General features: G+C 58.7%; 12 protein-coding genes. 9 read left to right on the top strand and 3 right to left on the bottom strand.

Annotated elements, in window-relative coordinates; all coding sequences use genetic code 11:
- The first annotated feature begins 10 nt into the window (after nucleotides 1-10).
- Both FCN45_RS06240 and idi read left to right on the top strand, forming a co-directional pair.
- Complete coding sequence (locus FCN45_RS06240) at nucleotides 11-1906, top strand: methyl-accepting chemotaxis protein (RefSeq protein WP_137385427.1); 1896 nt, start codon at nucleotides 11-13, stop codon at nucleotides 1904-1906.
- Nucleotides 1907-2117: 211 nt separating this feature from the next.
- The gene (gene idi, locus FCN45_RS06245; RefSeq protein WP_101763150.1) at nucleotides 2118-2651 is read left to right on the top strand and encodes an isopentenyl-diphosphate Delta-isomerase; all 534 of its coding nucleotides are present in this window, start codon (nucleotides 2118-2120) and stop codon (nucleotides 2649-2651) included.
- A gap of 39 nt (nucleotides 2652-2690) precedes the next feature.
- Here the strand turns inward: idi and FCN45_RS06250 are convergent, their stop codons facing one another.
- On the bottom strand, nucleotides 2691-4157 hold the full coding sequence (locus tag FCN45_RS06250; RefSeq protein WP_137385428.1) for an MFS transporter: 1467 nt from the start codon (nucleotides 4155-4157) through the stop codon (nucleotides 2691-2693).
- A 215-nt stretch (nucleotides 4158-4372) separates the two neighbouring features.
- Between FCN45_RS06250 and FCN45_RS06255 the strand changes: the two genes are divergently transcribed.
- The 4 genes from FCN45_RS06255 to FCN45_RS06270 are packed head-to-tail and all read left to right on the top strand — an operon-like array spanning nucleotide 4373 to nucleotide 8110.
- Nucleotides 4373-5281: an ABC transporter substrate-binding protein gene (locus tag FCN45_RS06255; protein ID WP_101763148.1), complete on the top strand. Its 909-nt coding sequence runs from the start codon at nucleotides 4373-4375 to the stop codon at nucleotides 5279-5281.
- Between the two features lie 3 nt (nucleotides 5282-5284).
- Entirely contained in the window at nucleotides 5285-6451 is a 1167-nt protein-coding gene (locus FCN45_RS06260) for an ABC transporter permease (RefSeq protein WP_101763147.1), read from the top strand.
- Nucleotides 6444-7379 carry an ABC transporter ATP-binding protein gene (locus tag FCN45_RS06265; protein ID WP_137385429.1) on the top strand — a complete coding sequence of 312 codons (936 nt, stop codon included), beginning with the start codon at nucleotides 6444-6446 and terminating at the stop codon, nucleotides 7377-7379. Before FCN45_RS06260 ends, FCN45_RS06265 begins: the two co-directional genes overlap by 8 nt.
- Nucleotides 7379-8110 carry an ABC transporter permease gene (locus FCN45_RS06270; protein WP_137385430.1) on the top strand — a complete coding sequence of 244 codons (732 nt, stop codon included), beginning with the start codon at nucleotides 7379-7381 and terminating at the stop codon, nucleotides 8108-8110. Before FCN45_RS06265 ends, FCN45_RS06270 begins: the two co-directional genes overlap by 1 nt.
- Nucleotides 8111-8279: 169 nt before the next feature.
- Here FCN45_RS06270 and FCN45_RS06275 read toward each other — a convergent pair whose 3' ends face one another.
- Nucleotides 8280-9014 (bottom strand): MerR family transcriptional regulator, encoded by a 735-nt coding sequence (locus FCN45_RS06275; protein ID WP_101763312.1) that lies wholly within the window; start codon nucleotides 9012-9014, stop codon nucleotides 8280-8282.
- 151 nt (nucleotides 9015-9165) lie between these two features.
- Here FCN45_RS06275 and FCN45_RS06280 point away from each other — a divergent pair, with 151 nt between their 5' ends.
- Entirely contained in the window at nucleotides 9166-9729 is a 564-nt protein-coding gene (locus FCN45_RS06280; protein WP_137385431.1) for a helix-turn-helix domain-containing protein, read from the top strand.
- Nucleotides 9726-10244 (top strand): GNAT family N-acetyltransferase, encoded by a 519-nt coding sequence (locus FCN45_RS06285; RefSeq protein ID WP_137385432.1) that lies wholly within the window; start codon nucleotides 9726-9728, stop codon nucleotides 10242-10244. Before FCN45_RS06280 ends, FCN45_RS06285 begins: the two co-directional genes overlap by 4 nt.
- 200 nt (nucleotides 10245-10444) lie before the next feature.
- Here the strand turns inward: FCN45_RS06285 and FCN45_RS06290 are convergent, their stop codons facing one another.
- Nucleotides 10445-11416 carry a LysR family transcriptional regulator gene (locus FCN45_RS06290; protein ID WP_137385433.1) on the bottom strand — a complete coding sequence of 324 codons (972 nt, stop codon included), beginning with the start codon at nucleotides 11414-11416 and terminating at the stop codon, nucleotides 10445-10447.
- Nucleotides 11417-11573: 157 nt separating this feature from the next.
- Between FCN45_RS06290 and argH the strand changes: the two genes are divergently transcribed.
- A complete protein-coding gene (gene argH / locus FCN45_RS06295) occupies nucleotides 11574-13001 on the top strand; it encodes an argininosuccinate lyase (RefSeq protein WP_137385434.1) in 1428 nt (475 codons plus the stop codon).
- The last annotated feature ends 5 nt before the right edge of the window (nucleotides 13002-13006 follow it).

Consider the following 13006-nt stretch of genomic DNA (forward strand, 5'->3'; position numbering starts at 1 on the left):
GGCACACATAATGTTCAAAACAACACAATCCCGTTTCACCGCGACGCTGGTCGCCTTTTTTGCCGGTCTGATGCTGGTTACCGTGCTGGTAATTAATCAGTTTATCGCGCCGCAACTCTCCGAAAATGAAAGTCGTCTGGTACGTTACGAAGTGGACGGCCTGGCCGGACGCATCGTCGAGCAGATGAACCGCGTCCAGGCACAGCAGCGCGCCATTACCGAAGCCGCAGGCGTGATGGATAGCGCAGCCATTGATACCTTGCTGCCCGCCTTAGTTAACCAATATCAGGACAGCAACGTGTTCGGCGGTGGCATCTGGCCGTTACCGAACCGTCGCGATCCGGCCAAAGAGAAAGACAGTTCGTTCTTTGCGCGCAACGCCAGTAACCAGCTGCAGGTCAACACTTACTGGAACTCGGACGCCGCCGACAAATACTGGGAGCAATCCTGGTACAAAGATGGTTTGAGCGCGCCGAAGGGCCAGTGCGCCTGGGCGAAAGCCTATCAGGATGCTGCCAGCCCGCAGCCACGTACCAACTGCGCGATGGCGATCTATCGCGATGGCACCGTATGGGGCGTAGCGACCATTGACGTGACGCTCGGCTTCTTCAACCAGCTGGCAAAACAGATGGGTGAGGCGATTCAGGGCCGCGTACTGATCGTTGAAGCCGACGGCAAAGTGGTCGGTAACGCCGCGCTGGTGGATGGTGCGCCGAAGCTGGAAAACCTCGCCGATACCCAGCTGCCGATGGCGTCCGCGTTAAAAGGTCTGCTGGCGCAGGCGGGCAGCAAGCCCGCGCAAACCACCTTTACAGGTGAAGATGGCGAACACACGCTGTTTGTGCAGGCGATTGCCGGTAGCCCGTGGTATCTCGCCAGCGATGTGCCGTCGAGCTTGCTGGATGCGCAAACTCACAGCATGTTGACGCGTCTGGGTCTGGTGCAGATTCCGCTGGCGGTGATCCTGCTGTTGGTGCTGCTGGGCTTTGTGCGCGCCATGATGAAACGCCTCGCGGTGCTGAACAGCAACATTGAAGCCTTATCGACCGGCGGTGCCGATTTGACGCAGCGTCTGCCCGCCAGCAACAGCCCGGAATTCAACGCCGTGGCGCAGAGCTTCAACCAGTTCATCGCCTATCTGCAAGGCCTGATGCGTCAGGTGGGCGATAGCGCGCTGGCGATTACGGCGGCTTCGCGTGAAATCGCCAGCGGCAACGCCGATCTCTCGGCGCGTACCGAATCGCAGGCCAGTTCGATTGTTGAAACGGCAGCATCAATGGAAGAGCTGACCGGCACGGTGCGTCAGAACGCCGATAACGCCACGCATGCGAATCAGCTGGCGGATGGCGCGTCGCAGGTTGCGGCACGCGGCACCGAAGTGGTGCGTCAGGTGGTCACCACCATGGGCGCGATTAATCACTCTTCGCGCAAAGTGGTTGATATCATCAGCGTCATCGACAGCATCGCCTTCCAGACCAACATCCTGGCGCTGAACGCCGCGGTAGAGGCGGCGCGCGCCGGTGAACAGGGGCGCGGTTTTGCCGTGGTGGCCTCGGAAGTGCGCAACCTGGCACAGCGCTCGGCTAACTCGGCGCGTGAAATTAAGAAGCTGATTGAGGAGTCGGTGGCGAATATTGATACCGGCAGCCAACTGGTGGAGCAGGCCGGGCAAACCATGGATGAGCTGATGCAGGGCGTCAGCAGCGTGACTACGCTGATGAGCGAAATCATGTCAGCGAGCCGCGAGCAGAGCATGGGCATCGATCAGGTTAACGTGGCGATTACCCAGCTGGACGGCAGCACTCAGCAGAACGCCGCGCTGGTCGAGCAGGTTTCAGCCGCCGCGCAGTCGATGCAGCAGCAAAGCGTGCAGCTGGAGCAGGTGGTGCAAAGCTTTAAGCTGTAAGTTTTGTGGAGTTGGTCGCCATGCATGGCGGCCTTCTCACACACCGCACACATCTTCTCTATTAACGCCATTCCCCGCTTTTTTATGCTGAATTCTCCGCAGGCTGCTACGCTTTAATGTGCCCACGTTAACGCACGGAATGTGCGCTATTTCCTCCATCAACCCTTTGGAGGTTGTGTACAATAGCTGCGAATTTTCCGAAGGAGTTGTCATGCCCGCCATTGAAGTTATTCTCGTTGACCACCTCGATCGCCCTATCGGCAAAATGGAAAAGCTGGAAGTGCATGAAAAAGGATTGCTGCATCGCGCGGTGACGGTTTACGTGTTCAATTCGCGCCATGAAGTGCTGCTGCAACGCCGTGCCAGCACTAAATATCACTGTGGTGGATTGTGGAGTAACACCTGCTGCAGTCATCCCTATCCGCAGGAATCCACGCGCGATGCCGCCGAGCGCCGTTTGCGTGAAGAGATGGGCATGAATGTTGCGTTAACGCCGGTGTTTGAGCTGAGCTACAACCTGCCGCTGAGTAATGGCTTGACCGAGCATGAATATGGGCACGTGTTCTTCGCCATCAGCGATGAGCAGCCGGTCCTCAACCCGGAAGAGGCGGATGCATGGTGCTATCGCTCGATTGCGCAGATTCAGCAGGAGATGCAGGAGAATCCGGCGCAGTTCACGCCGTGGTTTTTGCATACCTTCCCGCGCATTCCCAATACGCTGGGCGAGTTTCGCCTGACGGCTTAAAGACGAAGGTCGCCATTTATGGCGACCTCTGTTAATCCATCACTGAAAATCTTCCGCATCCACGTCGTAACCCGACGGCTCCCAGCGAATCGCCAGTAGCGCCAGTAAGCCAATCAGCGGCGCAAGGAAAATCACCCAGAACACGCCGGTACCAAACGCCGCCACCAGCAGCGGGAAGGCGAACAGCGACACGGTGGAACTGCCGCGCATCAGCGTCTGGTTGAAGCCGACGCCCACGCCGCGCAGCGAAGCCGGATAGCTTAGCGAGGCAAATGTCATGGTGTGCGAGCCGGGACCAAAGCCCTGACCAAACAGGAACAGCGCCAGCATGGCAATCGCCACCGCCGCCTGTTCGCCGCCTTCCGGACGACCAATCAACGCCAGTCCCAGCAGCGCCACGCACTGACAAGCGTAACCGGCCACCGACATCTTCCACGCGCCGAGACGCGGCACCAGCCGCACCGCCAGCAAGCCGCCGACAAAGGCAAACAGCAGATTCAGCGCCAGCGATACCAGAATGGTGGTCAGCATCGATTGCGCAAAGAAGCTGGAGATAATCACCGGCAAACCAAACGCCACCGCGTTATAGGCAAACGACGAGGCGATGGAGGTGACGGTTGCCAGAATGGTACGGCGACGATAGACGCCCTGCAGTAGCGCGCCGTAGTTACGCCAGCTGGCTTTACGTACCGCTTTCTGCGGCGTCAGATCGGCGTCATCCGCCACCTGCGCATTGATGTTGTAAGAGTTGCGCAGAATCTCCGCCGCGCCTGTGAGGTTGCCCTGATTGGCTGCCCAAATCGGCGACTCACTCATGTAACGGCTGCGAATAGCGATGATCAGCAGCGCAGGCACCGCACCAAAACCCAGAATCAAACGCCACAGCCAATCGGTGTGGCTTTCGGGCAACACCGCATACAGCAGCAGGACCAGCAGGTAGGAAATACTGATCGCCGCGTACCATGTCGGACACCACATCGCCACGCTGGCGGCCTTATTGCCTTGCCCGCGCAGCTTCGAAAACTCGGCGAGAAACGCCATCGCCACCGGTAAGTCGATCCCGACGCCGAGGCCCATCACAAAGCGCGCGCCGGCCAGCACATATTCGTTTGGCGCGAACGCACAGGCTAACGCTGCCACCACGAAGAAAAACATGTCGGCCATAAACACGCGATAGCGGCCGATTTTGTCGGTGAGGTAGCCGCCAATCAGCGCCCCAACAATCGCACCAAAGGTAATCGCCGATGCCACCATGCCGGTGCCTGCGGGCGTCAGCTGGAACTCGCGCGTCACGTCTTTGATGCCAAACGCCAATGCGCCGAGATCGTAGGCGTCAAGGAACACGCCGCCCAGCGCAATGGCGATCACGATGCGCGCGTTGCTGCGCGATTCGTTGCTGTTGTTCACCAGCCCGGAGACATCGGCCGCGCTGCGGATCCATTTGGTCTCACCGATGGGGACATTCCCTGCCTGCGCGACGTGCGCCGGAGAAGCTAAGTCGGTCATGATGTTTTGTAATTTATTGTAATGAGTGGGACTGTGAGCATAAGCCGCCGTCTTAACATCGAAAATTCCAATTGGTTATATGTGCTGCGTTTTGGTTATAACCGATAGGCAATTGATAGCAAAAAAAGCACGAAGTAAGCCGCTTGACCGCGCCTATACCCTTTCGCCAGGCTACGCTTGATAGTCACACAATGAAAACAAATGAGGGAAGCGGGATGATAAAGCAGGGTTTATTGGGAATGATGGCATTGGCAATGAGCATGGGTGCAGCGCAGGCGGCGGATCCGGTGAAAGTCGGTTCCAAAATTGATACCGAAGGCTCGCTACTCGGCAACATTATTCTGCAGGTGCTGGACAAACATGGGGTAAAAACCGTCAATAAAATCCAGCTCGGTACCACGCAAGTGGTGCGCGGCGCGATCACCGCCGGTGAGCTGGATATCTACCCGGAATACACCGGCAACGGCGCATTTTTCTTCAACGATGAAAAAGACACGGCGTGGAAGAACGCTCAGCAGGGCTACGAGAAGGTGAAAAAACTCGACGCCGAGAAAAATCATCTGGTGTGGCTGACGCCCGCGCCAGCTAACAATACCTGGACGATTGCGGTGCGCGGCGACGTGGCGCAGAAGAACAACCTCAACACGCTGGACGATCTCAGCGCTTACCTGAAAAAAGGCGGCACTTTCAAACTGGCTGCCTCGGCGGAATTTATCGAACGCAGCGATGCGTTACCGGCGTTTGAAAAAGCCTACAACTTCAAACTGGAGCAGGCGCAGCTGCTGTCGCTGGCCGGTGGCGACACCGCCGTGACCATCAAAGCGGCGGCGCAGCAAACCTCTGGCGTGAACGCGGCGATGGCCTACGGCACCGACGGTCCGGTAGCGGCGCTGGGCCTGCAAACGCTGAGCGATCCGAAAGGCGTGCAGCCGATTTATGCCCCTGCGCCGGTGATCCGCGAAAGCGTGCTCAAGCAATATCCGGACATCGGCAACTGGCTGCAGCCGGTCTTCAGCAAGCTGGATGAGAAAACCCTGCAGCAGCTGAATGCGCAGATCGCGGTGGATGGTCAGGATGCCAGCCAGGTCGCGAAACAGTGGCTACAGACCAATAAGTTGCTGTAAGCAGTGTCGTCGTTGTTATTCCGACCGCGCCAGCAGCCGGTGCTGCTGGTGTTAATCGCGCTTATCACGCTGGCGCTGTTTGCCTTGCCGCTATTGAGCTTTGCCGCCAATCGGCTGGTCTCTGGCCAGCCGCTGACGTTATGGCAGGTGACCAACAGCATACTGCTGTTCATCCCGTTGCTGTGGCTGTGGCAGAGCTTGTGGTGGCCGCCGCGCCGCATTCACGCGATATCGGTGCTGCTGGCGGCGGAAGTGCTGCTGGCCTTACTCATCTGGCTGGCCGGACAACAGGCCACACAACTGGCGAACAGCGGGAGCCCGCTGGCGCGCACCGCGTTTGGCAGCGGCTTGTGGTGTGCGGCGGCGCTGGCGCTGCTGCTGGCGGCGGAAGCGGTCCGGCAAATCACCCGCAGTACCCCGTGGCGCATTGTGCTCAACCTGCAAATCTGGCTGCTGCCGCTGGCGCTGTTACTCAGCGGTCATCTTGATCGTCTCTCGCTTTTGAAAGAGTACGCCAACCGCACGGCGGTGTTTGATGCGGCCTTCACGCAGCATTTGTGGCTGCTGGGCGGCACGCTGCTGCCGACGGTAATCATCGGATTGCCGCTCGGGCTGGCGATTGCGCGACGTCCGCGCTGGCAGAATGCCGCATTTAGCGTGCTTAACCTGATTCAAACGGTGCCGTCGGTGGCGCTGTTCGGTTTACTGATTGCGCCGCTGGCGGGATTGGTGGCGCATTTTCCGCTGCTGGCCCGTTGGGGCATCAGCGGCATCGGTATTGCACCGGCCTTGATTGCGCTGGTGCTCTACGCGCTGCTGCCGCTGGTGCGCAGCGTGGTGGCCGGTTTGCAGCAGGTGCCGCAGGAAGTGCGTGAAACCGCGCGCGGCATGGGCATGAGCGCGTGGCAACAGTTCTGGCACGCCGAACTGCCGCTGGCGCTGCCGGTGTGGCTCTCCGGGCTGCGCGTGGTGGTGGTGCAAACCGTGGGCCTGGCGGTGGTCGCGGCGCTGATTGGGGCGGGCGGATTCGGCGCCATTGTTTTTCAGGGATTGCTGAGCAGCGCGCTGGATCTGGTGCTGCTGGGCGTGATTCCGGTGGTGGCGCTGGCGGTGATTTTTGATGCGCTGCTGCGTTTACTGTCGGCACTGCTGGAGAGACGTCATGATTGAATTTCACCAGGTGAGCAAAGTGTTCGCTGGCAAAGAGGCGATACGTAACCTGTCGCTGAAGATTGAGAAGGGCAGTTTTACCGTGCTGATTGGCACCTCAGGTTCGGGCAAGTCGACCACGCTGAAGATGATCAACCGGCTGGTGGAGCACGACAGCGGCGAAATCCGTTTTGCTGGCGAAGCCATCGAAACCATGGATGCGCGCGCGTTGCGCCGCCGCATCGGTTATGCCATTCAGTCGATTGGCCTGTTTCCGCACTGGAACGTGGCGAAGAACATCGGCACCGTGCCCTCGCTGCTCGGCTGGCCGCAGGCGAAGATCAAACAACGCGTCGAGGAGCTGCTGGCGCTGCTCAATCTCGACAGCCATCTGGCGACACGCATGCCGCATCAGCTGTCGGGCGGACAGCAGCAGCGCGTCGGCGTGGCGCGTGCGCTGGCGGCCGATCCCGAGTTGCTGCTGATGGATGAACCTTTCGGTGCGCTCGATCCGGTCAACCGTCTGGCGCTGCAACACGAGATGCTGCGCATTCAGAAAATGTCCGGTCGCACCGTGGTGCTGGTGACGCACGACATTGATGAAGCGCTGACGCTGGCCGATCAGCTGGTGCTGATGGACGGCGGCGAAATCGTGCAGCAGGGCAGGCCAATCGATCTGCTGACGCAGCCGGTGAACGACTTTGCCCGCGAGTTCTTTGGTCGCAGCGAGCTCGGCGTGCGTTTGCTGGCGCTGGGACGTGCGGGCAGCGCGGCGCGACGCGGTGAATGGCTGGACGCCGAACCGATTGCCGAATCGCTGACGCTGCGTGAAGCGCTGTCGCAATTTATTGCGCGCCGCACCGACAAATTGCCGGTGATCGATCAGCAGCAACAGCCGCTGGGCGTGCTGCACTTCAGCGATCTGCTGCGCCAGCAGGAGGCGAGCTGATGCGGCTGTTACGCGATCCGCTCTATTGGCTGCTGGCGGCCTTTCTGCTGCTGCTGTGGGGCTTGCCGCACAGCGGTCCGCTGTTTGCTCACTGGTTTCCACAGCTGGAGCGTCCGCTCTATCAGCAGGAGAGTTTCTGGCGGCTGGCGCTGGCGCATCTGGCGTTAGTGGTCAGCGGCAGCCTGCTGGCGTTGCTGGTCGGCGTTGGCTGTGCGGTGTTTGCTACGCGTCACGCCGGGCGCGCCTTTCGTCCGCTGCTGGAAACCGTGGCGGCGGCCGGGCAAACCTTTCCGCCGGTTGCGGTGTTAGCGATTGCGGTGCCGGTGATGGGGTTTGGTGCCACGCCCGCGGTGATGGCGCTGTTTCTCTACGGCTTGCTGCCGATTTTGCAGGGCACGCTGGCAGGTTTAGATAGCGTACCGGCCAGCAATCGTGAAATCGCGGTCGGCCTCGGCATGGGGCCGTGGCGACGCTTGTGGCAGATTGAGCTGGCGCTGGCGGCACCGGTGATCATGGCGGGCGTGCGAACCTCGGTGATGATCAACATCGGCACGGCAACAATCGCCTCTACGGTGGGCGCGGAGAGTCTGGGATCGCCGGTGATAATCGGTCTTAGCGGCTTTAACACCGCCTATGTGATTCAGGGCGCGCTGCTGGTGGCGCTGCTGGCGTTGATTTGCGATCGCCTGTTAGAGCGCGTGCAGCGCAAACTTAGTGGGCATGCACAATGAGGCTGTAGCCGACCAGCATCATGCCGCCCATGCCGCCAAGCGCCATGATGGCAAACAGGGAACCGATAAGGAGTTTATTCCAGTTCATGAGGAGACCTGAGAAAAGAAATTTAGGGCGGCATGATAACGCGCACACCACGCCAGGCAAAGGCCGTGTGTGCGATTTTACTTATGCGGGATCGTGCAGGTGAATGGCAAAACCCTGCGCCTGCCAGTGTTCAAACTGCTCGACCTGACGACGCGTCGGCTTTTTGCCGGTCCAGATAAACAGGTTTTGTCCGGGGAATAACTCAGGGCGCGGCATGTCCAGCGGCTCCGCCAACACATCCATGCGCCAGCCTTGCTGCGACAAACGCCAGGCTTCCAGCCAGATGCGGGTACGATCTTCCACCGCCCAACCCAGCATCAAGGCATCTTTACCGGCTTTTTTACGTCCACAGGCCAGACAAAACGCCACATAATCAATCAGCGCGCCATCAAGCAGACTGCACATGGTGCGCGCGGTGTTCTGATCTAAACCAAGACGCTGGCGAACCGGCACGAACACGTGATCGATTAACGCATCCACCGGATGTTCCCGGCCAATATTGGCAATTTTAACGCGCAACTTCGCCGGGCGAACGTGGCGCAGTACGCTCATCAACTCTTCCTGCAGCGCCGACCAACCGTCATCCACATTGACCGTGGCGCCTTCCAGCAACGCTTTCACTTTGCCAACGGGCACGCCACTCTCAATCCAGCGTTTTATCTCTTCGATACGCTGAACATCTTCATCATCAAACTGCCGATGACCACCTTCGGTACGCTGGGGTTTTAACAGACCGTAACGTCGCTGCCAAGCGCGAAGCGTTACCGGGTTGATTCCACAGCGTTCGGCCACATCCCCGATACTGTATAAGGCCATAAAGTCCTCAAAAATTCTGACCTGCATAACAACACCTTAACCCCCACGACTGGGTTGTACAATGATTTTTTAATTGTACAACTTGACCGCTTTATTTATTTAAGGTCATATCTCATATTTGAGATTTATTTCCCGTATGTGAGAGGTGAAGATGTCTGCTTCGGATACCGACGATCGACTGGCGGCGCGACTGGCTGAATTACGCGTACAACGCGGTTGGTCATTAGATGAATTGGCGATGGCGACCGGCATCAGTCGGGCGTCGTTGTCGCGCATTGAACGCGCCGAAACGAGCCCCACAGCCGCTTTGCTTAACCGCCTTTGCGTGGCCTACGGCTTGACCATGTCGCGCCTGCTGAGCGAGGTGGAAGAGGAGGCCGCGCTGCTGCTGAATGCGGCGCAACAGCCGGTATGGCGCGATGACGCCAGCGGCTTCCAGCGCCGCAACGTATCACCGCCCGCCAGCCACTTTAAAGCGGAAGTGGTGGAAGGTGTGCTGCGTCCTGGCGCGCGCATTGATTACGATGCGCCGCCGATTCAGGGACTGGAGCAGCACATCTGGCTGCAATCGGGCGAGCTGACCATCAGCATGGACGATCAGCACTGGACGCTGCAGGCAGGCGACTGTCTGCGCTTTCATCTCACTGGCAAATCCGGGTTTGCCGCCCATGCCGAAGGCGGCGCGCGCTACATTTTGGTGGTATGCAAACCATGATTGACATCGAACCTCTCAGCGCCACCCAGGCGCAGCCGCTGCTGGCGGCATTGTGTGATGTGCTGCAGGGCTGCGTCGCCGATGGCGCCAGCGTGGGCTTTATTGATGCGGGCGATCGCGCGGCCATTGAGCGCTTCTGGCAGGACAAAATTTACAGCCTGGCGAGCGGCGATAATCAGCTGCTGGTGGCGTATCAGCAGGGCGTGATTGTGGCGACGGTGATGGTGGGATTCAGCGCAATGCCGAACGGTCGCCATCGGGCGGAGATCAGTAAGCTGCTGGTGCATCCCCGCGCCAGACGTCAGGGCATCGCGCGCCGCCTGATGCAGCAGGCGGAACAGCTGGCGGCACAGCAGGGGAAAACCCTGCTGGTGCTGGATACGCGCAGCGGCGACGTGGCAACCACATTGTATTTGTCGATGGATTGGCAGATTGCTGGGTCGATTCCGCTGTATGCCGAGTCAACCGAAGGTGTGCTGGATGCGACTACGGTGATGTATAAGGTGTTGGGGTGATTGTGATTGTGATTGTGCCTGTGCTCGCTGTCCCCCTCCTCGGTCCTCCCCCATGAATGGGGGAGGAAGATGCTGCCATATGTTAGTTCTGAAGCTACATGTGGCAGCGTCTCCTTCCCCCGCTTGCGGGGGAAGGCCGGGATGGGGGACAGCGAGCACAAAACCCAGGCACAGCGAGCACAATCTCCAAACGCACCAACTCAGTGCGGTCCTTCCGCCTCGCCAATCCCCAGCGCCTGCATAAACAGCCGGATAATCGGGTTTATTTTGCGGCCCTTCTTCATCATCAAACAAAACGGGTTTTCACGGCGAGTCGAATCATCACCCAACTCACACAGCTGCCCACGCGCAATAAACGCGGCGGCATAATGTTCCGGTAAATAACCAATAAAATGGCCGGTTAAAATCAGCATGGCGACAGATTCAACCTGAACCGCCTGCACGCCGCTGTCCTGTAAGGGAATGATGCGACGATCGTCGCGCGGCGTCACATATAAATGATTAATAATTTTCTGCTCACGTAATATGTCCGGCGATATATTTTTATCGCACGATCCAGAATATAAAGGATGTGACATAGAGCAATATAATTTTGAATATTCCTTATAAAGCGGGAAGTAATCAAAATCACTTTTCATTTCATAAACCGGTGCAATACCACAATGAAAACGGCCTTCACTGATGCCGCGCTCAATATCATCTAATTGCGCGGTTTGCAGTCGAATTTGTACCTTTGGCGCTTTCTGGTGCAGCTGTTGCACCGCTGCGGTGACCGGAGATTGCGGATCGGAGATGGTGTTATCCACCACGCAAATGGCAATGTCGCCCAGCAGTTCGTTGCGGCTGTTGTGCAGCCGCTCGCGAAACAGATTCAGCGAGACGAACAGCTCCAGCGTGGCCTGATAGACGTTGATGCCGTACTGCGTCAGCTCAAAACCTTCGCGTCCGCGGCTGCATAACGTCATGCCGAGACGAATTTCCAGATCGGAAACCTGTTTACTGATCGCCGCCAGACCAATATTCAATTCGTGGCTGGCAGCGGTTAATCCGCCCGCTTCTACCACGCATTTAAATACCCGCAGTAATTTTAAATCGATATTACTCAGTGCCAGAACCGCATTATCGCTGCGATTATTTGCATTGTTTCCGGACTGGGAAACTTTACTTTCCATTTTTGCTATTCAACTCCGGAATAATTGCGGTGAAAGTACAGTGAACCTGAAATAGGCCCTATTTACCAGTGTGGCCATAAAATAAGTTTTTATTATTTCAACTGGCTCATCCATATCTTTTTCATATCGCTGATGATTATCTGTAAGGGGAAATAGCATGTCTGATAATGCCGAACTGTTATGGGGCGCGCGTTTTAAAGCGGCACCGGCGGCGAGTTTAACCGCGCTGTCTCGTAGCCCGGATTATTACTTTGCATTGGCACCTTACGATCTGGCGGGCTGCCGGGCGCATGCCCGTGAACTGGCGCGCGGCGAGTTGCTGAGCGGCGAAGAGCTCAGCACCATGCTGGCGGCCATTGACGCGTTAGACGCCGATTATCGCGCCGGTCAGCTGCATCCGATTGCCGCCGACGAAGATGTGCACACCTTTATCGAACGCGCGCTGACCGAGCGTTTAGGTCCGCTGGGCGGCAAGCTGCGCGCCGGGCGTTCGCGTAACGATCAAACCGTTAACGACCTGCGTCTTTACCTGCGCGACAACGGTCGCAAGGTGGTGAGCGCGTTGCTGGCCTTGCAGCAGGCGCTGGTCGAGCAGGCGGCACAGCACACCGAAAGCGTCGCGCCCGGTTTCACGCATCTGCAGCAGGCGCAGCCGATTGTTTTTGGTCATCAACTACTGGCTCACGCGCAATCCTTTGCCCGCGATATTGAACGTATGCAGGATTGGGATCGCCGCAGCGCACGCTGTCCGCTCGGTGCCGCGGCGATGGCCGGTTCCGCCATTGCGCGCCAGCCGGAGCAGGCCGCCGCCGATCTTTCCTATCTCGCGCCGTGTGAAAACTCCATTGATGCCGTTGCCAGCCGCGACTATGCCGCTGAATTCCTGTTTGTCACCAGCATGATCGGCATCAACCTGTCACGCCTGTGCGAAGAAGTGTGCATGTGGGCATCGCGCCAGTTCCGCTGGGTCGAGCTGCATGACAGCTACGCCACCGGCAGCTCCATCATGCCGCAGAAGAAAAACCCGGACATCGCCGAACTGACGCGCGGCCGCGCTGGCCGCCTGGTCGGCAATCTGATGGCGCTGCTCACCACCATGAAAGCGATGCCGCTCTCCTACAACCGCGATCTCAGCGACGACAAACGCAATGTGATTGATGCGGTGGATACGCTGCTGCTGGTGCTACCGGCGATGGCAGGCATGATGGCGACGCTGAAATTTAACACCGACGTGATGCGCGAGCAGGCACCGGATGGCTTCACGCTGGCAACCGAAGTGGCTGACTGGCTGGCGATGCGCGGCGTGCCGTTCCGCGAAGCGCATGAGATCACTGGCCAGCTGGTGCAGCTGTGCGAGCGCGAAAACTGCGGTCTGTCGGATCTCAGCGATGCGCAACTGCAGGCGGTGGATGTCCGCTTAACGCCGGAGGTGCGCAGTGCGCTGACGCTGGAAGCCGCGCTGGCGGCCCGAAGCGGCTACGGCGGTACCGCACCGGCACGCGTACGTGAGCAGCTGGCACGTCTGCAAACCCTGATGCAGGACCAGCAGCGCTGGACCGACGATTACGCTGGCCCACGCGCCTGAGGAGA

It is taken from the genome of Pantoea sp. SO10 (assembly GCF_005281435.1).
Taxonomy (GTDB): Bacteria; Pseudomonadota; Gammaproteobacteria; order Enterobacterales; family Enterobacteriaceae; genus Pantoea; species Pantoea leporis.

Excerpts from the sequence above, each read along its gene's own strand:
- idi (WP_101763150.1), top strand. The coding sequence starts at position 2,118 with ATGCCCGCCATTGAAGTTATTCTCGTTGACCACCTCGATCGCCCTATC.
- FCN45_RS06290 (WP_137385433.1), bottom strand. The coding sequence starts at position 11,416 with ATGGAAAGTAAAGTTTCCCAGTCCGGAAACAATGCAAATAATCGCAGC.
- FCN45_RS06250 (WP_137385428.1), bottom strand. The coding sequence starts at position 4,157 with ATGACCGACTTAGCTTCTCCGGCGCACGTCGCGCAGGCAGGGAATGTC.
- FCN45_RS06240 (WP_137385427.1), top strand. The coding sequence starts at position 11 with ATGTTCAAAACAACACAATCCCGTTTCACCGCGACGCTGGTCGCCTTT.
- FCN45_RS06285 (WP_137385432.1), top strand. The coding sequence starts at position 9,726 with ATGATTGACATCGAACCTCTCAGCGCCACCCAGGCGCAGCCGCTGCTG.
- FCN45_RS06280 (WP_137385431.1), top strand. The coding sequence starts at position 9,166 with ATGTCTGCTTCGGATACCGACGATCGACTGGCGGCGCGACTGGCTGAA.
- FCN45_RS06275 (WP_101763312.1), bottom strand. The coding sequence starts at position 9,014 with ATGGCCTTATACAGTATCGGGGATGTGGCCGAACGCTGTGGAATCAAC.
- FCN45_RS06265 (WP_137385429.1), top strand. The coding sequence starts at position 6,444 with ATGATTGAATTTCACCAGGTGAGCAAAGTGTTCGCTGGCAAAGAGGCG.
- FCN45_RS06270 (WP_137385430.1), top strand. The coding sequence starts at position 7,379 with ATGCGGCTGTTACGCGATCCGCTCTATTGGCTGCTGGCGGCCTTTCTG.
- FCN45_RS06255 (WP_101763148.1), top strand. The coding sequence starts at position 4,373 with ATGATAAAGCAGGGTTTATTGGGAATGATGGCATTGGCAATGAGCATG.
- argH (WP_137385434.1), top strand. The coding sequence starts at position 11,574 with ATGTCTGATAATGCCGAACTGTTATGGGGCGCGCGTTTTAAAGCGGCA.